The sequence below is a fragment of the Rhizobium sp. 2MFCol3.1 genome (genome assembly GCF_000377565.1).
GTDB lineage: Bacteria > Pseudomonadota > Alphaproteobacteria > Rhizobiales > Rhizobiaceae > Rhizobium.
In genome coordinates, this window is record NZ_KB898366.1 from 131,775 (window position 1) to 153,119 (window position 21,345).

Sequence of the window (21,345 nt, forward strand, 5' to 3'; positions counted from 1 at the left end):
ATAGCGCCGAGGCGCGTCGCGGTATCTCAGACCTTGCCGTCGAGCCTGTAGGCGTAGTCGGCGACCGAGCGGGCCTCGACACCCTGAGCCTTCAGCCAGCGGGCGAAATAGGCATCGACATCGACATCCGCGAGGCGATCGGGATAAAGCCATTTGGCGACGGCGAGCGCGCCGAGCTGCTTGCCGAGGGCGGAGAAGAAGAAGTTGCTGAAGACGATGACGTTCTTGTCCTGAACCGCCTTGATCGCGCTCCAGCCGGGGCGATCGATGATGCGCTGCGCCTGCGCCGCGAACTGCGTCTGGTCCCACGGCGCATAGCCGGCCGCCAAGCCGTCGACGCCGTTGTGGATGATCACATCCGGGTTGCGGTTGATGATCTCGACCGGATCGACCGTGTAGGTGTGGACCGATGCGCTGCCAGTATTGGCAATGGTGATGTCGCCGAAGATGTTCTTGCCGCCGCCAAGCACGATCGTGTCGTGGAAGCCGGAGCCGGGAAGCGAGGTCGCGAAATCCGCATTGTTTTCGAAATAGACTTTCTTCGGCTCGACACCCTTCAGATGCTGGGCAAGCACCGCATCGATATCGTCATAGAGCGCTGCGAGATCCGCCGCGCCCTTTTCTTGGCCGAAGATTTTGCCGAGGTTGGGCAGCTGCGCGCGCAGAACCTTCGGGTCCCAGGTGCTGACAACGACAACCTCGATGCCGAAGGGTTTCAGCTTCTCGATCGCATCCTGCCATGGCGCGTTGCGGCGAGTGAAAAACACTTCCGCGCCGGAGGCGGCAATCGTCTCCCAGTTGGGGCCATTGTAATTGCCGGCATCCGGAAGGCTGGCGAATTTGGCGAAATAGTCCTTGTTCGCCGGGTTCTTGGCGGGATTGGTGCTCTGGTCGATCGAGACGATCGTGTCGCCGGCGCCGATCGCCCGAACGATCTCCGCCTGGTACCAGAGGTCGGTGTAGACGGCCCTGATCGGCGTCTTGACGCTGACCTCACGGCCAAGTTCGTCGGTGATCGTCACCGTCTTTCGGTCATCGGTCTCGGCAAGGGCCACCGGCGAAAATCCTTGGACAGACAGCAGCGAGCTGAGAGCCAAGGCGCCTGACAGCGCAAGCGCCCCGCGACGATTTACGGAAAGGTCGGATAGGATTGTCGATTTGCGCATTGGTGTCCCCTTACAGCCGGATGGTGAAGGCGGATCGGACGAAATCCCATCGCCGACCGCTTGACTGTGAGCTTAGGGAAACCATCAGCTTCTGAGAAAGGTCGATTTTTTATTGTCTATAGATTTAGTAGAATATTATTTGGCATCCGATGTGCGCGCTGCCGCTGTGTGCCGAGATCTATGCTTAGAACTTTTCCGCTGCAGTCACATTGCCCTGAACTTGCGCTTACCAATCGATCGATCGACTTTCTGGAGCGTTCGGTCCGATTTCTCTCAAGAGCGATAAATCCCCATCTCTGGATCGAACGCTGGCCGCGGCGCACTCCCTCGCCGCAGCCAACTAGAGCATATCAGGGATAGGCCGTCGATCCATCGGGCTTGCGGGTGATCTTCCGCTCCCAGTGGATGTAGTCCTCCGTCTGCAGTGCTTTCTCGTCGATCTCCAGACCCCAGCCAGGGCGATCCGGACGTAGCTCCATATGCCCATCAACGGGCATATAGGGGTCGGCTGCCCAGGGCGCATGGACGTGCGGCTTGAATTCCAGCACCTTGAAGTTCGGCTGGGCCGCGCAGAAGTGGATGTTGACAGCGGTTGCCAGCGGACCCATTGGGTTGTGCGGCGCCACCGTCACATAATGCGCCTCGGCAATGGCAGCGATTCGCCGGATTTCGCTGACACCGCCGACCACGCAGATGTCAGGCTGGATGATGTCGGCGCCACGAGCTGATAGCAGCGCCAGGAACTCGAAGCGCGAATAGAGCGATTCACCGGTTGCGAGCGGAACGGTCACCTTCGACTTCAGCTCCGTCCATGCCGGGATGTGTTCCGGCCGGATCGGCTCCTCGTAGAACAGCGGATCGTTTGGCGCGATGGCGGCTGCAAGCTGCACGGCCTGATAGGGTTCGAAGATCTTCGCATGGGCGTCGAAGGCGTAATCGAAATGCGATGGCGTGATCTCGCGGATTTTGCCGAACCAGTCGCCCGTCTCCTTGACGAGTTCGCCCCAGCGGCCGGTATGAAGATCGCGGCGATAGGGGCTGAGCTTGAAGGCGGTGTAGCCGTATTTTTCGTTCAGCTCCAGCGACTGATCGCGCGCGGCTTCCGGGTCCGGCGCGGTATAGACGCCACAATAGACCTTGACGCGATCGCGCACATTGCCGCCGAGCAGCATGTAGACGGGCAGACCGGCGGCCTTGCCGGCGATATCCCAGAGCGCGTGGTCGATCGCCGAGATCGCTGCAAGCCCCAGCGCGCCTGGCGGGAAGCGGCATTGCTGGTTCAGCTTGAGCACGAGGAATTCCACGCGACGCGGATCCTCGCCCTCGATCTGGTGAAAGAGGTAGTCGAGAAGCGGCGGCAGCGCCCAGTCCGGGCCGTGGTTGTAGCATTCGCCCCAGCCGGAGATGCCCTCGCTGGTCTCGATTTTCAGAAGCAGGCGAGGGCGATCGTCCACGCGCTGCATGTAGGTCTTGATGCCGGTGATATGCATGGGATCTTCCTCAGGCCGCGCGGCTCTTTTCGGCGACATTGTCGACGATGGCGCGCAGGTCCGCGCGCTCGGCTTCGGTCAGGCTCTCGACGCCGGGAACGCGCACGGGGCCGACCTCGGTTCCAAGCATGCCCAGCGCTTCCTTCACGACGGTGACATTTGCGCCGTTGAGGTATTTGGTGCGCAGCGCCTCGAAGCCGGCGATATCGTCGATGAGCGCGCGAGCGGCCGCGTAGTCACCAGTTTCCAGCGCCTGGTGGATGGCGTGCGAGCGTTCCGGGAAGACATTGACGAGGCCGGAGGTGAAGCCACGGGCGCCCATCGCGTAAAAGGCCGGCGCCCAACCCTCGGCAAGGCCGCAGACCCAGATCGCCGGCGCATCCTTGGTCGCGCGGATCACTTCTGCGAGCAGCATGAGATTGCTGGAGGCAAACTTGATGCCGGCGATATTCGGGTGCAGCGCAAGCTTGCGGAAATCGGCTACGGAGAAGGTGTCGCTGCGCACATAGGCGATGACGGGGACGGTGCTGGCGTCGGCAAGCTCAAGGAAGTAGCGGGCTTGGTAGCTTGGCCCGGCGAAGGGGTCCATCGGGTGATGGCCCATGATTGCATCGGCGCCTTCGGCGATGGCGTCACGGGCTAGTGCCTTGGCTTCGGTCAGCGACCGACCGACCGCAGCGCTGACCAGCGATTTGCCGCCGGCGGCCTTGATCGTCGCGGCGTGGACCGCGCGCACTTCGTCCATGGTTAGGGTGAAGAACTCACCGGTGTTGCCGGCGGCCATCAGGTTGTGGACCCGCGCATGGGCGAGGCGGGTGATCAGGGCCGAGAGCTTGGCGATATCGACGCTGCCATCCGCTTTATAGGGGGTCACGGGCACGCCCGATATGCCCGTCAGGGCCTTGCGGATCTTTTCCATTGCCTCGGTCACGTCAGATGTCCTCCTTCTTCTTGAACACGATGTTGAGGTAGGTTTCGCCGGAACGGACGACGTGGTCGCGCATCACGCGTTCGGCCTTGTCGCTGTCGCTGGAGATGATGGCGGCGGCGATCGCGGCATGTTCGGCCAGCGCCTTGCCGCGCTCGAGCGGATCGGAATGGATGACGCGGCGGATGCTGCCGTCGTAGAACTGCTGCCGTTCGATCATGCGCGAGAGATACTGGCATCGCGAGGCGATGTGGATCTGCTCGTGAAACGTCTCGTTGAGCGAGATCAGGTCGTCGGCCACGCCGTCCTCGGTCGCCTTGCGCATCAGTGCGACGATGTCGTCCAGCTTGGCCGCTTCGGTCTTCTCGATGCGCTTGGCGGCAAGGTGGGCGATCATCGATTCCAGCGCGGCGCGCGCCAGGATCATCTCTTCGGCCCAGTTCGCGTTGAAGCGGATCAGCACGCCGCGACGTGGCAGTGTTTCGACGAGACCTTCGGTTTCAAGCTGACGCAGGGCTTCCTTGATGGGTGTCGTGCTGACGCCAAGCTGCTCGGCGAGCTGGCGCTCATTGACGCGCTCATCTGGCGCAAAGCGGCCGGATAGGATCGCGGTGCGCAGCGTCTTGTGCACATGGTCGCGCAATGTCGTCAGAAAACGCGGGTCGATCTTCTCGATGCGGTCTGCGCCAGGCTGCGTCGATGCCTCTTTTTGCATGTCCCGAAAATTCCCCCGTTGACGACAAAATCGTTTTGTGAGATCTGATATACCAGATTTCAGATCGATGTCGATATGAAAATTCGCGCTCGGGGCGAGGTCCGGCGCACCAGGGAGGAGATAGGACGATGAAAAGACGCAGTTTTCTGATGGCATCGGCTATGGTGGCGTCGACGCTTGCCATGCCGCTCGCAGTGCAGGCGGCAACGCCGAAGGACCAGCTGGTGATCGCCACCAACATGTCCTCCATGCGCGGTCTCGACCCGAATGAGCTCAACCAGCTGGAATCGGCGGAAATCGTCGCCAACCTCTATGAGCGCCTGATCGTGCTCGCCGCCGATGACATCACAAAGCCGCAGCCGGGCATCGCCGAAAGCTGGACGGTATCCGACGACGGCAAAACCTTCACCTTCAAGATTCGCTCCGGCGTCACATTCCATTCCGGCAATGCGCTGACCGCCAAGGATGTCGAGTGGTCGCTTCGTCGCCTGGTGAAGCTCGGGCTGGCGCCCTCCGTCGATCTTCGCCAGTGGGGCATCACCGACAAGAATGTTGATGAGCTGATCAAGGCGACGGATGATTCAACCGTCGTGCTGCAGACGCCCGAGGTCTGGAACCCGAACCTGATCCTCTTCTCGCTCGCCAGCTTCTCGACCTCGATCCTGGATAGCCAGCTTCTCGCCAAGAACGAGAAGAACGGCGACATGGGCCGCGAATTTCTGCAGACCAACGATGCCGGATCCGGGCCCTATTCGCTGCGCACCTGGCGCGTCAACGATCTTCTGATCGCCGAGGCCTTCAAGGAATACTGGCAGGGCGCGCCGAAGATGCGCCGGGTCATCCTTCGCCATATGCCGGAATCCTCAGGCCAGCGCCTGCAGCTGGAAGCAGGCGACGTCGATGTCGCGACGCGTCTTTCCTCCACCGATCTGGCGGCGATCGAGGCCGGCGGCAAGGCCGATATTCAGAAGACGCCGGGCTTCGGCTTCTATTATCTGGCGCTCAACCAGAAAGACGAAGTCCTCTCCAAGCCGAAGGTCCGCGAGGCATTCCGCTATCTCATCGACTATGACGGTCTCGCCAACACCGTCATGAAATATTACGGCATCAAGCAGCAGACGATCATTCCCGGCGGCCTGCCGGGCGCCAGCACCGAGAACCCCTACAAGCTCGATATCGAAAAGGCCAAGCAGCTGCTGGCGGAAGCCGGATATCCCGATGGCTTCTCCAAGGTCTATTACGCGACGCCCGTGACGCCGGAGTACGAAGTCGCGCAGTCGCTGCAGGCGAACGCCGCCAAGGCCGGCATCAAGCTCGATCTCCAGGGTGGCGATCATATCGGCAAGTTCCGCAACCGCGAATTCGAGATCTTCTCGGCGCGCACCGGCGAACGCCTGCCCGATCCGCATGCGGTTCTGGCATCCTATGCCACGAACCCGAACAATGCCGACGATGCGAAACTCTCTGGCCTGATCGCCTGGCGCTCCGCCTGGGAGGTTCCGAAGGACATCCAGGACATGGTGATGGCGGCCGCGCACGAGACCGACCAGCAGAAGCGCGCCGATCTCTACGCCAAGATCAACAAGGCCTATCTGGATGCTTCACCGGCCCTGATCACCTCCTTCCAGCGCACGGACGCGAAGGCGGTGCGGAAGGAAGTCAAGGGCTATGTCGGCCATTCGACCTGGCTCACCCGGTGGGACACCGTCTCGAAGGGCGAATAAGCCTTTCCTGTCGAGGAGAATGACGTGAGTATCTCACAGACATCTGGAAACGCGCCGGCAGGCGCACGGGCTGCGCTCGGCGCGCTGCGTAAGGTGACGGCATCGTTTGCCGTCATCCTGACAACGCTGCTCGGCCTGCTCGTGATCACCTTCGTCGTCGGCCGCATGGTTCCCGCCGATCCGGTTATCGCCGTCATCGGCGACCAGGCCGATCACGAGACCTACGAGCGCGTCTACAAGGAAATGGGGCTGGATAAGCCGCTCTATGTGCAATTCGCCACCTATCTCGGCAATGTCGCGCATCTGGATTTCGGCCAGTCACACGTGACGAAAAACCCCGTCGCCAGCGATCTTGCCCGCGTCTTTCCGGCAACGCTCGAGCTCGCCACGCTGGCAACGATCATCGGCGCCGGCTTCGGCATCCCGCTCGGCATCATCTCCGCTGTGCGCAAAGGCACCTGGGTCGATCACCTCGCGCGTGTCGTCGGTCTGCTCGGCCATTCGACGCCGATCTTCTGGCTGGGCACGATCGTCATCCTCGTATTCTACGCGAAGTTTGGTCTCATACCCGGCAGCGGCCGCCTCGATGTCTATAATGAAGGGCTGGTCGAAGGGCCGACCAACTCCATCCTCGTCGATGCAATCCTCGCCGGCGAATGGGAGGTCTTCCGGGATGCCCTGCTGCATGTTGCGGCTCCCGCGCTGATCCTCGGCTATGCTGCGATGGCCTATCTCAGCCGCATGAGCCGCAGCTTCATGCTCGAGCAGCTGCGTCAGGAATATGTGCTGACCGCCAAGGCCAAGGGCCTCGGTCAGCGGGCGATCGTCTGGCGCCACGCGTTTCGCAACATTCGCGTGCAGCTGCTGACGATCGTGGCACTCGCCTATTGCGGCCTGCTCGACGGCACCGTTCTTATCGAGACGGTTTTCGCATGGCCCGGCCTTGGCCAGTATCTGACCTCGGCGCTGTTCTTCGCAGACATGAACGCGGTGCTCGGCAGCGTCCTCCTCATCGGCATCATCTCGATTGCCATCAACCTCCTGTCGGACCTGACCTATCGGTTCCTCGATCCGCGTACCCGGTGACATCATGGCGACACGTTATTTCAACGATCTGCACAATTGGCTGATCAACGAGGAGTTCTCCTCGACGCGTCAGGCGCGGCTCCACAAGGCCTATGTCCTGTGGCTGAACCTGATTGCCAATCCACTGGCATTCGCCGGCTTCGTCGTCGTGCTGCTGCTCGTTCTGATCGCGACCTTCGCGCCGCTGCTCGCCAACCATGATCCGATCGTCCAGGATCTGACCATGGCGCTTAAGCCACCATCGTCGGCCAACTGGTTCGGCACCGATGAATTCGGCCGCGACGTCTATTCGCGCCTCGTCTACGGCGCGCGCACGACGCTCTATATCAGCATTCTGGTAACGGTCATCGTGGCGCCCATCGGCTTTGCGATCGGCGCGACCGCCGGCTATCTCGGCGGCTGGGTCGATGTGGTCCTGATGCGCATCACCGATATCTTCCTGTCCTTCCCAAGTCTCGTTCTGGCGCTCGCCTTTTCCGCGGCCCTTGGTCCAGGGATCGAGAATGCCGTCATCGCCATCGCGCTCACCGTCTGGCCGCCGATCGCGCGCTTGGCGCGCGCCGAAACGCTGACGTTCCGTGCCGCCGATTTCGTCGTCGCAGCCGAGCTGCAGGGCGCTGGCATGGGACGCATTCTGTTTCGCCATATCGTGTCGCTCTGCGCGCCGTCGATCATCATCCGCCTGACGCTCAACATGTCGAGCGTCATCCTGACGGCCGCCGGTCTTGGCTTCCTCGGGCTTGGCGCGCAGCCGCCGATGCCGGAATGGGGGGCCATGGCAGCCTCTGGTCGGCAGTATCTTCTCGATGCCTGGTGGCTGACGACGGTTCCCGGCATCGCCATTCTCCTGGTCAGTCTCGCCTTCAATCTGCTCGGCGACGGACTGCGCGACATCATGGATCCCCGCAATGCCTGAACAGTCAAAACCGATCCTCTCGGTCAAGAACATGTCGGTGCAGTTTCCGACGCTGTCCGGCGTGGTCAACGCCGTCAAGAATGTAAGCTTCGATGTCGGCCGCGAGAAAGTGGGCATCATCGGCGAATCCGGCTCGGGTAAAAGCACGACCGGGCGCGCGATCATGCGGCTGCAGCCGGGCACGGCCCGCGTCGTTGCCGATGAGTTGCGCTTCGAGGACGTCGATCTCCTGGCCGCCAGCGAGGCCGACATGCGCGCGATCCGCGGTAGCCGGATTTCGATGATCCTGCAGGACCCGAAATATTCGCTCAATCCCGTCATGACCGTCGGCGAGCAGATCGCCGAAACCGTCATCCTGCATGAGCGCCTCGGCAAGAAGGCGGCGCGCGAGCGTACGCTCGCCATGCTGGAGCGAGTGAACATCCGCGACCCGCAGCGCGTCTTCAATCTCTACCCGCACGAAGTCTCAGGCGGCATGGGCCAGCGCATCATGATTTCGATGATGCTGATCTCCTCGCCATCGCTGATCATCGCCGACGAGCCGACATCCGCACTCGATGTGACCGTGCGCCAGCAGGTGCTGTCGATCCTCGACGACCTGATTACCGAACGCAATATCGGCCTGATCTTCATCTCTCACGACCTCAACCTCGTGAAGAGCTTCTGCGACCGCGTCATCATCATGTATGCGGGCCGGATCGTGGAAACAATCGAAGCTTCCAGGCTCGACGAAGCAACCCATCCCTATACACGCGGCCTGCTTGAGGCGCTGCCAAGTCTCGATCATCCCAGGGATCGGCTGGAAGTGCTGAAGCGTCAGGCAAGCTGGGCGGAGGCGTGACATGTCCATCATATCGGTAAACGATCTCGCCGTGTCCTTCGGCAGCGGCAATGATTTCAAGCAGGTCGTCAAAAGCGTCGCCTTCGAGGTCGCGCCAGGCGAAACATTCGGTCTGGTCGGCGAAAGCGGATGCGGCAAGTCGACGGTGCTTGGCGCGCTTGCTGGACGTATCAAGGAGTGGAGCGGTGCTGTTTCGATCGACGGCGACGTGGTCGGCCCGAAACGGTCGCGCGCGCAACTCGCCAAGCAGCAGATGGTGTTTCAGGATCCTTTCGGCTCCCTGCATCCGCGCCACACGATCGGGCGCACGCTGCTGGAGCCGCTCGAGATCCATGGGCTGGATCGCAAGCAGGAGCGTGTCGATCAGGTGCTGCGCGACGTCGGCCTGCCACCCGGCTTCCGGCATCGCTTCCCGCACCAGCTCTCCGGCGGCCAGCGGCAGCGCGTGGCAATCGCCCGCGCGCTCATCCTCGAGCCAAAGATCCTCCTGCTCGACGAACCGACATCGGCGCTCGACGTCTCGATCCAGGCGGAAATTCTCAATCTCCTGAAGGATCTGCGTGAACGCTCGAAGCTGACCTACATCCTCGTCAGCCACGACATGGCTGTCATCGCGCATCTCTGCAACCGCGTGGCTGTCATGCAGGACGGCGTGTTCGTCGAGATCGCAACGCGTGAGCAACTGCTGGGAGACGATGTCGAGCACCCCTATACGAAAACCCTGCTCGATGGCAGCAGGGGGTATATTCCTCGGTCCAAGCGAACAACGACCGCGTCTCGTCTATAAAGAGCCGGTGCTCCAGTTTGAGTGCGCTCAGTCGTTCGACTGTGACGCTATCGTGCTCGCGACGAGCTGTATTTCTGTGGCTTCAAGCCGGCCACGACTGGGCTGTTGCGACAGATCGTCATCGAGGCGAATGCGATAGCGGACATGATCTCGAGCAGCACCCGCTCACCCTGCTCCGAGATCAAAACGCGTGTTGCCACCATGCAAAGAGTTTGTCTTGTTGGACGACCTTGACGTTTGTTTTCGACACGCCGGGAACGGGAGATCCCGCCGTGCTTGCACAGGCTCCCTGCGGCCGTCGCCGACGGTTTGCGAAGGCTGGGTCCAATTCGATCTGGCCTCAGCTCACTTTGGGATTTAGTCCACAGAACCCCCATAGTTTTAAGGGGTGTGACAGACAGGACACGAACATCAACGGAACAGAAGCGGGGCCTGCCCTAAAGGGGTAACCAGTCTCTGCTTGCGACCCTGTAGCGTGATTGGTGCTGGATCGGTCCTTGTTATCGTGGCGTTGACATAAACGCCGGTCCAGCAATTGCCCGCCATGAACATGACGTTCATGGCGGGTTTCGACCTGCGGGCATGGCTTTGCCGTTCCCCTGCGGTCGATCAGCCGCGTTGTCACCGTGCTGACCGCGGTGCATGACGAGTTGGACGATCGTCGATAGAAAACGAGCGCGAGATCCAGAGCGTTTTGTTGCCGGTTAAACGTGCGACAGGCTCGGGCACATCAGTTACCATTTTTAGCCACTGATTTTAGCGTTTCTATTAACTGTATCGAAACGGAACAATTAGATTTAACCACTCATTTGTTATTGGAACCGTAGCGTCCTTCGCAACCCTAGCGGAGGATGGCATGCGCAGTCTCAATTCTGATATGAGCCGTTTCTCAGGGCGGCAGTTCACACAGCGCATCGTCTATCCCATGGCTGGGATAATGATCCTCATGATCATCGTGGTGATCGGTTTCCTGATCCTCTCCGCTCGCCAGCAAAATCGACTGGAGATCGACGGCTCGATGCGGCTCGCTACGACGGCCTTGCAGGTGAAGGCCCGTGAAGTGGGTCGGAACCTTCGCGACTATACGATACGGCCAGACGTCCATGAAAACCTTCATGATGGCATAGACCTCGGATGGGCTGTCACCGACGGGAATATTGGCGGCACCCTCTACAGCGAACTCGGCTACGAAATGGTCTTTGTCGTCGCGCCCGGGGACAAGACGATTTACAGTCTGATCGATGGCGTGCCCACGAAAGCGGACGCAATTGAGCTGATGCCTCGTGGTCTGCGTGATCTTCTTCACGTGGCGGCAATTCAGCCGGATCCGACCACAAGCCTCATCAAGTCAGGCAGCGACGTCTATGTCGTTGCCGCCAATGGAATTCTTCCGCCGTCGATTGATCGTTCGACGATCAATCCGCGCGATCTCACGATGCTGGTCTTCGCCAAACGACTGGATCAGAAATTTCTCGACAGAATGGGACATGATTACTTGCTAAGTGATCTTACCATCTCGTTCGATGAGCAGCATGGCAAGGAAGCCTCCATCCCGCTCATGACGCAAAACCGGATGTACCTCGGCACCATTTCGTGGTCGCCGCCCAAGCCGGGCAACCAGCTGCTTAGCTTCATCGTGCCGCCTCTAGGTATGGCACTGCTGGTGCTCGCGGCATTCTCGGTGCTGGTTGTGCGCAACGCGCGCAGATCAACGACCGCCTTGGAGGAGTCTGCCACTCGCGTAAGCCACCTCGCGCACTATGATGCCCTGACGAGCCTCCCCAACCGGGTCTTGTTTAGAGAGCGGCTGGATACAGCACTCTCACCATTAGCTCAGACGTCCCAGATTGCGGTGATTTGCCTAGATCTCGATAATTTCAAGGAGGTCAACGACAGCCTGGGCCATGCGGCAGGTGACCAGCTTCTGCAGCAAGTGTCGGAACGTCTCAGGTCGTGTATCTCCTACAACGATACGGTCGCGCGTTTGGGAGGCGACGAGTTCGCTGTTATCCAGATCGGTTCCAGCCAGCCGCACGATGCCGAAGAGCTCAGCAGAAAGCTGATAGATAGCATTCGGACGCCCTTCATTGTCGAAGGGCACACGCTTCACATAGGCGTCAGCGTTGGCATCGCACTGGCGGACACGACGGACGGCGCGCCCGAGCGGTTGTTGAAAAACGCAGACATTGCGCTTTACCGCGCCAAGCAGGGCGGACGGGCCACCTACCGGATATTCGAAGCACAAATGGATGCCGAGCTCCAGGAACGGCGCGGTCTCGAGTACGATCTGCGCCAGGCGGTCCTGAAGAACGAGCTTGAGCTTCACTATCAGCCACTCATTGACTTGGAGAACCAAACTGTTGCTGCGGTAGAGGCGCTGGTGCGATGGCGCCATCCGATGCGCGGACTTGTTTCGCCGGCCGACTTCATTCCGCTGGCTGAGGAAACCGGGTTGATCGTAGCAATTGGAGAATGGGTGCTGGAAACAGCCTGCAGCCAAGCGCTGGACTGGGATCGTTTGCGTATTGCCGTCAATCTCTCTCCGGTTCAATTTCGCAATCGTGAGCTCGTCGAAACGGTGCGGCAGGTTCTTCAAAGGACGGGATTGGACCCTGACCGATTGGAACTTGAGATTACCGAAAGCATCTTGATCAACGATGCTGCCGCGGCGCTCGAAATCCTGAATGGACTGAAGTCGCTTGGCGTCAAGATTGCCATGGATGATTTCGGCACCGGCTATTCGTCGCTCGGATATCTCAACTCGTTTCCGTTCGACAAGATCAAGATCGATCGTTCCTTCATCGGCGACCTGAGCGACACTGAGAAATCGGGCGCGATCGTCAAATCGGTGATCAGCCTGGGACAAAGCCTCAAAATGGTCACGACGGCTGAGGGCGTCGAGACATCCGAGCAGGCTGCGTTTCTGCGACAACAAGGATGCGACCAAGTGCAGGGGTTCTATTTCAGCAAGCCCGTGGTGGCTAAGGAACTAGCCGCATTTGTCGAGCGGTGGAACTCCGACAAGAAACAACGGGTTCTCGAGGTTGAGGCCGCATGAAAGCCGCAACGGGTCGTGGCCGCGGCTGTTCCAGCTCCAATTCTAACCATATAGACTTCTGCCGGGGCGTGACAAAGGCCGTCTCTTGATAACACGATGGAGCTCCCGTGAACGAGCATTTCCAACCAGTTGACCTTTCCAAAGCCTATCGGCTCGTCAATCACGGGCCAACGGTGCTGATATCGGCACGGCATGGTGACGTTCACAATGTCATGACAGCGGCCTGGTGCTGCGGGCTTGATTTCGAGCCCCCGAAACTCACTGTGGTCATCGACAAGATCGCTCACACCCGGTCGCTCATCGAAAGCACTGGCCGGTTCATGGTGCAAATTCCAACGGCTGACCAGCTCGCCTTGGCCCAAGCGCTCGGCACGCGAAGCATGCATGATATTCCTGACAAGCTGATCTCGGCTGGCGTCAAGCTGTTCGAAGTCCCGGGTCACAATCTGCCCTTCGTTGAAGGTTGCTCGGCTTGGCTGGAGTGCCGACTTGTACCCGAGCCTCACATTCAAGAAGCCTACGACCTGTTTGTCGGAGAGGTTTCCGCGGCCTGGGCTGACGACAGAGTGTTCACGGACGGCCGCTGGCACTTCGAAACTGCTGATCCGAAATGGCGAACGATCCACCACGTCGCGGGCGGGCATTACTACGCGATTGGCGAGGCGATGAGCGCTGGTTAATTGTTGAAGGTCTCGTTTCGAACGTCAACCGCCTTACTAACCAGTCATGTCGTTCGCGCGTGGCGCTTCCGTCTGTTACGCGTTCGAGTTCCTCGTCACCGCCTTGCGCGACCTACCTCACGATCACGCGCGTCCCAGGTTGGACCATCTCGTATAGCTCCTCGACATCCTGCCTGTACATCCGGAAGCAGCCGCTGGAGGCATTCGTTCTAATCGAGGAGGGATCATTGGTGCCATGAATGCGCAATAGGCCATCAGACAGATAAATTGCTCTGGTCCCAAGTGGGTTTTGAGGGCCTGCCTTCACCACCGCCGGAAGTCTTGGGTTCTTTGCCCTCATGCTGGCCGTTGGTCGCCATTCGGGATGCTCTCGCTTTGACACCACGCGCGTCGTTCCAAACCACTGCTTGCCTTCGCGGCCGACAGCAATCGGGTATGCGAACTCCTCGCCTTGTGATGTCGTGTAAATGAGTGTGTGCTGGCGCGTTGAAATCGTAATGGTCCCCGTACCCGCCTGGAACCTCGGTTGGCGGCGCTCCTGGTATGGTGATTGATCGCGCCGCTCCCTGTACTCGGGTTCCTGATATTGAGGCTCTTGCTCGTAATAAGGCGGAGGATAGGAACCGTATGGATCGTCGTATCCATATCCGCCGGATCCGTCGTATCCATCATAGGGGGCATAGACTTGTGCCTCGGCCTGAACCGCTGCCAGCAGAACCATTGAGAAGATGAAGGCCAACAATTTCATTCGGTGTCATCCAATGTTTACGCATGATTGGTCCGAATTCTGTGGCGGCATCATGACGCCCAAACGAACTGGTTGAGTTAGTAGATATATGAGTTACTCGTGAAACTGCCGTTTGTGGCAGCGGGTCACAGGCGCCGAAAACGTTGGTTCATTTGTGCTTCTCCGGTTTGGTCCCCCGGCTGCCTACCGACTATTGGCGCCCCGGCGGAAAACCAGGAGGATGAAGTAGGGGCATCCGATAAAGGCAGCTAGCACACCTGCGGGGATTTCATAGGGAAAGTCGACACTTCGGCCGATCCAGTCTGCTAGCATCATCAGCAACCCTCCGATGACGCTCGACATCAGCATGAACAATCCGGGGCCTTGTGAGCGGGTCATCCTTGCCATGTGCGGAGCCATGAGGCCGACAAAGCTCAGTGGCCCAACGATGAGCGTGGCGGCCGCTGTCAATGTTGCGGAAAACAACAAAAGCGTTGCGCGAGCGCGCACGGGGCGCATGCCGATCGATTGTGCAAGCGCGTCGCCCATCGGCAGGATCTCGATCCAACGCCGAAAAAGAGGAGAAAGCAGCAGCGAGAGGCCGGCAATTAAGGCGGCGATGATTGCGACTACGCCGGTGGCGCGAAACGTCGGCCCCATCGTCCATGCGAGAACGTATGTTGCGCGTGGATCGCCGCTGGCGACGATGACTGATATGACCGAGGTGACCAGTGCGCCGACCGCCACGCCCGCGAGCATGACCGGGCCGGGTGCGAAATTGTGACGCTTGGCGACAATAAGGATGATGATCAGCGCCGCGAGCGCCCCGAGGATGCCGCCTGCCAATGGCATGATCGGCGAACTAATGCCGCCGAGAAAGAGGGCTGCAATTATGCCCAAGCCAGCACCGCCGCTCACACCCAAGCCTTCCGGGCTGGCCATGGGATTCCTCGCAACTGCCTGCAGAACGGCTCCCGCCAAGGCCAACATCGCGCCGGCGGACAGCGACGTGAGAACACGCGGCCAACGGCCGTTCACGAGGACCGACATGTCGAGGGTATTTGAGAAAACATGCTCGGTCAGCGACAGGCCGGCGACGACAACCATCAACACGGCCGACAGCGGCAGTGCGAGGTTTCGGGTGATCGGGGCCATCATCCGGTGGCTACCTTCGGCGCTTGCCTGGAGTGGAGCCGGCGGCACCTCGCGCAGCATGAACAGCATCGCGAGCGCACCGGCGAGCGCGGTTATCGCTCCAGTCGGCACTTCTCCTATGGCGGGCGTAACTACGAGGACGATACCATCCGCCATCAGCAACAAGGCACCACCCATCACGGCTCCCCAGAGAAGCCTTTGCGTAAACGTGCGCGCACCGGCGAGCCGCGCGATGTGAGGGGCGGCCAGGCCAATGAACGCGATCACGCCAATGCGAGCAACGACCATCGCCGACAGCACCGTCGCCAGAACAAGAACGGCCAAGCGCAGCTTCGAAGGCGATACCCCAAGGCTGCGAGCGCCGGCATCGTCAAGCCCGGCGGTCGCAAGCGGTCGCACGAAAAGCAGGAGCGCTGGGATCAGAACCAGCATCCGCAATGACAGTGCGGCGGCATTGGAAAAGTCGTTCTGGATAAGCGAGCCACTTCCCCAGATGAACACGCTTCGCAGATACTCGTGATTGAACAGCGCCATAACGACCGACGCGGAGCCGGCCGCAAAGCTGACGATCATTCCCGATAGAAGCAGCGTGACGGGCGCAAAACCGCTCCTGGCCGCAAGTCCGCAAACGAGAGCGACGGCCGCCAATGCACCAATGATGCCGGCAACTTCGCGCTGCTCGGCAGAGACGCTGGCAACGGTGAGGGAAGCGACCGTGACCGCCAGTTGAGCGCCCGAGAGAACGCCGAGCGTCGACGGTTCTGCCAGCGGATTTTTCAGGAGCTGCTGGAAGATCGTGCCCGTGAAACCGAGGGCGGTTCCGGCAAGAACGGCAACCGCCATGCGAGGCAGCAGGGAGAAGTGCACATAGGCCTGGCCAAAGAGTGTGAGGTCTGGATCGAAAAACGCCCCGAAAAGGCGATCAAGTGAGACATATCTCAGTTGGCCCATCAGGCAGAGAACAAGCGCCACCAGCATGGCAAGGCAATAGGCGCGGGCAGGCGTCAAGAATGGGTTCCTACGCAAAACCAAGGGCCTTTCGAAGAACGTCGGCAAAGCGCATGGCCGATGGGAACGCCCCGAACACCCAGGTCGGCGCAATGCTGGCGACATCGCCACGTTGCACCGCAGGCAGCGACCGCCAGAGCGCGCTTTTAAGGAACGCATCGGGAGGGCCGGGTTCGATGATCAGCAGTCGCGCCTCAGGGTGTCGGGCGATGGCGTCGAGGCCGGCGGTCGCAAAGCCCCAATTGTTGGTGGGCTCGTTCCAGGCATTTGTGATGCTGATCGTTGCCAACACGTCGTCGAACAGGCTTCCGGCGCCGTAGATATCGATAACGCGGTCATCCGTGAATTTGATGATCAGCAACGGGCGCCCGTCATAGGTGCGCATTTCTGTCTTGATGGCGTCGAGCCTCGTATAGCTGCGATCAAGGAACGCTTCGGCTGCTGCGCTGTGCGCGATACGCTGGCCGATCGCAATCAACGCCTCGTGCGATCGCCGCAAGGGCTGCTGTTCGGCGGTATAAAGCGGCAGCGCCATGGTCGGCGCGATGTCCTGCAATCGCGCTTCAGAGACGCCGTAATTGGCCTGCGACAAGATCAGGTCCGGTTGCAGCGACCTCAGCAGCTCCATATTGGGCCACGAACGAAGGCCAAGATCGATCGTGCCTTTCGGAAGCGCTGGCACGACAACGCGGTCACCATAAAGCGGCGCTTCCGCGACAGCCTGCGGTGCGACGTCGATCGCAAGAAGGCTTTCGGCCCAGCCCCAATCCAGGACCGCGATTTTGGGGGCACTAGGCGCGGCCGACGAAACACGCGGCATCATGAACGCCGCGAACGCGGCGGCAAATTGCCGCCGCGTCAGTTGACCGGGATAGGGTTGTGGGGACTTCGCCACCGTCACCAGCTGTATTTCAAGGTGGCGTAGACGGTGCGCCCTTCGCCCCAATAGCATCCGGTCGCCGCAATGCAGGTCGACACGTATTTGCGATCGAACAGGTTGCTGACGTTGATCGATGCCTTCAGGCCCTCCAGCTTTGGATTGGCCTTGCCGAAGTCATAACGCACGGCGGCGTCGAAGACGGTATAGCTCGGGATGTCGAACTTGTTGGCATTGTCGCCGAATGTCTGGCCCGTGTAGCGCGCGCCGGCGCCCAGGCTCAGGCCGTCCCAGTTGGTCGAGCTCTGCAAGGCGTAGTCGAGCCAAACGGACGCCTGGTTGCGTGGCACGAAGGCAAAGCGGTTGCCTTCGTTGCTGACACCTGCAGCATTCGGATTATCCTTGGTGATTTCGCTGTCGGTATAGGCGTAGGAGGCGATCACCGAGAAGGCATCGCTCAGCTCGGCCTTTCCTTCGATCTCGACGCCCTTCATCGTGACCTGGCCCGTCTGGACCCGGAAATTCGTATTGATCGGATCTGGCGACAGCACATTGTCTTGAGTGAGGTGATATGCGGACAGCGTAACGAAGCTGTTCATGCCTTCAGGCTGGTATTTCACGCCGACTTCGAACTGCTCGCCCGTCGTCGGATTGAAGGCATTTCCGAGCCGATCCGTACCGCTGGCGGGGTTGAAGGATGTCGAGTAGCCCGCGTAGGGCGAAATTCCATTGTCGAAATTATAGACGACGCCCGTCTTCCAGGTGAAACGTCCGTCGGTCTGGTCGACGAGGGTGTTGGACGAACTTGTCCGCGTCCGCGTATCGGTGTTGGCCCAGTCATAGCGGCCACCGATGGAAAACGCGAAGCGGTCCCACTCGATCTGGTCCTGGGCATAGATGCCGAGCTGGCTGCGATGTTGATCAATTCTCGTCGCGATAGGCGGTCTCATGACGGTGCTGGCGCCGTAGTTGGGATCGTAGGCGTTGAAAGGCGTCAGGATGCCCGCAAGCGCGGATTCCTCGTAGCGGCTGCTTTCGTAGGAGTAGTCGAGCCCGAAGAGAGCGGTGTGTTCAAGCGCACCAGTCGAAAATTTGGCAACGGCCTGGTTGTCGACGGTGGCCGCGCGCGCACTTTCGGGGAAAGCCCAGGCGTAGCGATAGAAGCCTGCGGGATTGCACACCGCGGTCGGGCAATAGGGCTGGACGCGCTGCGTGTCGGTTCCGATGTAGGAATAACGCAGGTTCTGGCGAACGGTCCACGTATCATCGAACTCGTGCTCGAATTCGTATCCGACCGATGCCTGGTCGCTCTTGTAATAGTCGTAGCCGGGTGCGCCGGGAAAGGCGCCGCGCGACAACTCGGGATAGATGCTGGTGTAAAGCGTGCCGTTTGCGGGCAGCGCTGGCGCGCCACCACCGCCCGGCGAATAGATCTTCTGATAGTCGGCGTGAACCGTAAGGGACGTTGCTGCGTCCGGCTGGAACGTGAACGACGGCGCGATGTAGGCCTTCCGTTCCTTGACGAAATCGTACTGGGTATCGGTGATGCGGCCGACGCCGACGATGCGGTAGAGGAAGGCATCGTCACCGCCGACTGGGCCGCCGAGATCAAATGCCGTCTGGACGCGATTATCGGTCCCCAGCTGCAGCTCGACCTCGTTCTTGGCTGTTGCACTCGGTCGCTTCGACACCATGTTGATCAAGCCACCCGGCTCGCCTTGGCCATAAAGGACGGACGAGGGGCCCTTCAGGACTTCCGCTCGCTCCAGGCTGTAGGGCTCCACGCGTGGCTGCGCATAGCCACGCGAGCCGAAGGGCAAGCGAAGGCCGTCGAGATAACGCCCCGGGCGGAAGCCGCGGATGGTGAACCAATCGTAGCGCGAATCGTCGCCAAACTGGCTGATGACGCCAGGCGTATAGCGCAGCGCCTGCGTCAGTGTCGCGGAGCCTTGCGCCGTCATTTGATCCTTGGTGACCACGTTGATGGCCTGCGGTGTCTCCTTGAGCGACGTGTCGGTCTTCGTTCCAGTCGCGCTCTGTCTGGCAACAATGCCGTCGACGGGGCCGAGCGCATTCTCACCAGTCACGCTGATCGGCTGAAGCATGGTCGACCCATCCGAGGGAGCAACACTGACGCCTCCGGCCGGGTTGACCAGGACGACAGTATTCGCTGACGAGAAGTGGTAGGACAGACCCGTTCCAGCCAGAAGTCGCGACAGCCCGGCTTCGGCAGGCATGTCACCCGAGAGCCCTGACGTGCGCAGGTTGCCAGGCATTGCGCCATCGAAAACGACGTCGACGCCCGTGATCGATGAGTAGCGGACGAGCGCGGCCGATAGCGACTGGCTCGGTATCGAGAATTGATAGCTTTTGCCGGCGGTTTGGGCATGAAGCGTCGTCGATGCCGTAATCGGGAAAAAGACGACACAGGTCGCCAGAAGAACCCCACGCGCCATCTTCAGCTTGCTTCGACGATCTCTTCCGAAATAGTTCAACACAGACACTCACGCCCCCTTGGAAACAAAGTCGGACCCCGGTGATGCGGGGCTTCAAACAAGGGGACGAACGAGATCGGAAAAAACCTGAGTGCGTTTTGAATATTTTTTATCGTGGGTAGATCAGCGCCAACCAGGGAGAATAGGTGTCTACGCGAATGGGCAGGCCATGCTCCAATGTTTGAAGGATATTGCCCGCCCGCCTGATGTCGACGATCAAAGTGACCGGCCGTCTTGCAAGCCCGCTGTCCATGACGATCATCTTGCCGCGGCGCCATTTCGACAACGCTCGAACGGCGTCTTCCAGGGGCGTCGAGATGAAGACCAGCTTGCCGTCGCGCCAGGAAAGCCGGGACCCGACATCGGTTTCGGATGGCTTGGAGATCCTGTCGTTGGCAAACACGACGGATTGACCCTCCTGCACTTCGGTGGCCTCAAAGGGTGAGGACACGCGGACCGAATGTTCGGCAACAGCGACAATGATGCGATCGTCTTCTTCGGAAACCGAGAACTGCGTTCCGAGTGCAACGGTCTTGAGCGTCCCGGCACTAACGACAAAGGGGCGAGAGCTGTCGCTTGCGACTGTGAAAAATGCCTCTCCCTCCACCAGGGTGACGACGCGCTGTGTCGCCGTGTAGGCAAGCGAGATGGCCGATGCAGTGGAAAGCTCGGCGGTCGATCCATCCGGTAGCGTGACGGTTCTGGTCTCGCCTTTCCCTGTCCTGAAGTCCGCGGGCAGGGGGCGCATGTAGGCGGCCGTAGCGAGGGCGGATGAGGCAACTACCAGAAGCGCGCCGCCCGTCTTCAACAGCTTGCGACGCGAAAGGCGCACCGGTTCCGATCTGTCCGGCACCATGCCGGCGCCGAGCCAAAGCCGCTCAATGTCGGCATAGGCTGCTGCGTGCGACGGATCGGCTTCCAGCCATGCTCTGAAATCTGCCAGATCATTCGGTGTTGCACTGTCATCCAGCAAACGCGCAAACCATTCGGCGGCGCTTCGAGACGCATTGGCTGATGCTTGCTGCGATTTTCCGATGGGGTCGTGCATATTTCTCACGGTTTCCGCCCGCTATAGTGTCGATCCGGTCGCCGGTGATTAATTGTCTGAAAGCATCTCGCTTCGCAGACGTTCAAGCGCAACCACCATATGGCTGAAAACCGTCTTTGAGGAAATCCCGAGATGGGTCCCGATCTCCGCATAGCTGAGGCCATCGACGCGGGACATCAGGAAGACCTGTCTGGCGCGGGGCGGCATGTCGTCGATGATCGCGGCGATGCGCCTCAGCTCATGCACTCCGATCGCGATTTGCTCGGCGGATGGAGATGGGTCAGATACGGCCTCCAATCCATCGATTCCATCCACGAAAGGCGCGATCCTCTTGCGCCGCTGATGGTCGAGGGCGAGATTGCGACCTGTTGTCATAAAGTAGCCAGCCAGATCGGCGACTTCCCGCAACAACGACCGCCGCTCCCAAAATCGAAGGAACGTGTCCTGCAGTAAGTCCGCGGTGGTCGCAGAGCATTGAACTCGCCGGTAGATGACGGCCGAAAGACGCGTGCGCACATGGAGAAACGTATCGAGAATTTCGGGGCGATGAGCGCTGGTCATGAAAGGCTGCTACCATCTGGGAGCAGACGGACGCAATCGTAAAGTTGATTATAAAAATCATATATTGTGAGCGCGACCCAATT

General features: G+C 60.2%; 17 protein-coding genes. 7 read left to right on the forward strand and 10 right to left on the reverse strand.

Annotated features, from left to right (window positions below):
* Positions 1-26: 26 nt before the first annotated feature.
* From D460_RS0123280 to D460_RS0123295, 4 genes are all read right to left on the reverse strand, one after another.
* Positions 27-1,166 carry an ABC transporter substrate-binding protein gene (locus D460_RS0123280; protein WP_018901007.1) on the reverse strand — a complete coding sequence of 380 codons (1,140 nt, stop codon included), beginning with the start codon at positions 1,164-1,166 and terminating at the stop codon, positions 27-29.
* A 350-nt stretch (positions 1,167-1,516) separates the two neighbouring features.
* The gene (locus D460_RS0123285; RefSeq protein ID WP_018901008.1) at positions 1,517-2,656 is read right to left on the reverse strand and encodes a mandelate racemase/muconate lactonizing enzyme family protein; all 1,140 of its coding nucleotides are present in this window, start codon (positions 2,654-2,656) and stop codon (positions 1,517-1,519) included.
* A gap of 10 nt (positions 2,657-2,666) precedes the next feature.
* Positions 2,667-3,575 carry a dihydrodipicolinate synthase family protein gene (locus D460_RS0123290; RefSeq protein WP_018901009.1) on the reverse strand — a complete coding sequence of 303 codons (909 nt, stop codon included), beginning with the start codon at positions 3,573-3,575 and terminating at the stop codon, positions 2,667-2,669.
* Between the two features lie 13 nt (positions 3,576-3,588).
* On the reverse strand, positions 3,589-4,299 hold the full coding sequence (locus D460_RS0123295) for a GntR family transcriptional regulator (RefSeq protein ID WP_018901010.1): 711 nt from the start codon (positions 4,297-4,299) through the stop codon (positions 3,589-3,591).
* A 128-nt stretch (positions 4,300-4,427) separates the two neighbouring features.
* Here D460_RS0123295 and D460_RS0123300 point away from each other — a divergent pair, with 128 nt between their 5' ends.
* The 7 genes from D460_RS0123300 (at position 4,428) to D460_RS0123330 (ending at position 13,391) form a co-directional block, all read left to right on the forward strand.
* Positions 4,428-6,023 (forward strand): ABC transporter substrate-binding protein, encoded by a 1,596-nt coding sequence (locus D460_RS0123300; RefSeq protein WP_026283443.1) that lies wholly within the window; start codon positions 4,428-4,430, stop codon positions 6,021-6,023.
* 24 nt (positions 6,024-6,047) lie between these two features.
* Positions 6,048-7,109: an ABC transporter permease gene (locus D460_RS0123305; RefSeq protein WP_018901012.1), complete on the forward strand. Its 1,062-nt coding sequence runs from the start codon at positions 6,048-6,050 to the stop codon at positions 7,107-7,109.
* Between the two features lie 4 nt (positions 7,110-7,113).
* Positions 7,114-8,025, forward strand: coding sequence for an ABC transporter permease (locus D460_RS0123310; RefSeq protein ID WP_018901013.1), 912 nt, complete (start codon positions 7,114-7,116; stop codon positions 8,023-8,025).
* The gene (locus D460_RS0123315; RefSeq protein ID WP_018901014.1) at positions 8,018-8,866 is read left to right on the forward strand and encodes an ABC transporter ATP-binding protein; all 849 of its coding nucleotides are present in this window, start codon (positions 8,018-8,020) and stop codon (positions 8,864-8,866) included. The genes D460_RS0123310 and D460_RS0123315 overlap by 8 nt, the downstream gene beginning before the upstream one ends.
* A gap of 1 nt (position 8,867) precedes the next feature.
* On the forward strand, positions 8,868-9,653 hold the full coding sequence (locus D460_RS33680) for an ABC transporter ATP-binding protein (RefSeq protein ID WP_018901015.1): 786 nt from the start codon (positions 8,868-8,870) through the stop codon (positions 9,651-9,653).
* A gap of 856 nt (positions 9,654-10,509) precedes the next feature.
* Positions 10,510-12,711, forward strand: a complete 2,202-nt coding sequence (locus tag D460_RS0123325; RefSeq protein WP_018901016.1) for an EAL domain-containing protein — start codon at positions 10,510-10,512, stop codon at positions 12,709-12,711.
* A 107-nt stretch (positions 12,712-12,818) separates the two neighbouring features.
* Positions 12,819-13,391, forward strand: a complete 573-nt coding sequence (locus D460_RS0123330; RefSeq protein ID WP_018901017.1) for a flavin reductase family protein — start codon at positions 12,819-12,821, stop codon at positions 13,389-13,391.
* Between the two features lie 112 nt (positions 13,392-13,503).
* Here the strand turns inward: D460_RS0123330 and D460_RS0123335 are convergent, their stop codons facing one another.
* From D460_RS0123335 to D460_RS0123360, 6 genes are all read right to left on the reverse strand, one after another.
* Positions 13,504-14,139, reverse strand: a complete 636-nt coding sequence (locus tag D460_RS0123335) for a L,D-transpeptidase (RefSeq protein ID WP_018901018.1) — start codon at positions 14,137-14,139, stop codon at positions 13,504-13,506.
* Between the two features lie 183 nt (positions 14,140-14,322).
* Positions 14,323-16,281 (reverse strand): Fe(3+)-hydroxamate ABC transporter permease FhuB, encoded by a 1,959-nt coding sequence (gene fhuB, locus D460_RS0123340; RefSeq protein ID WP_018901019.1) that lies wholly within the window; start codon positions 16,279-16,281, stop codon positions 14,323-14,325.
* A gap of 10 nt (positions 16,282-16,291) precedes the next feature.
* Entirely contained in the window at positions 16,292-17,101 is an 810-nt protein-coding gene (locus D460_RS0123345) for an ABC transporter substrate-binding protein (protein ID WP_245267789.1), read from the reverse strand.
* A 77-nt stretch (positions 17,102-17,178) separates the two neighbouring features.
* The gene (locus D460_RS0123350; protein ID WP_245267790.1) at positions 17,179-19,662 is read right to left on the reverse strand and encodes a TonB-dependent siderophore receptor; all 2,484 of its coding nucleotides are present in this window, start codon (positions 19,660-19,662) and stop codon (positions 17,179-17,181) included.
* Between the two features lie 100 nt (positions 19,663-19,762).
* Positions 19,763-20,701, reverse strand: coding sequence for a FecR family protein (locus D460_RS0123355; RefSeq protein WP_018901022.1), 939 nt, complete (start codon positions 20,699-20,701; stop codon positions 19,763-19,765).
* A gap of 48 nt (positions 20,702-20,749) precedes the next feature.
* Entirely contained in the window at positions 20,750-21,262 is a 513-nt protein-coding gene (locus tag D460_RS0123360; protein ID WP_026283445.1) for an RNA polymerase sigma factor, read from the reverse strand.
* Positions 21,263-21,345: the final 83 nt, after the last annotated feature.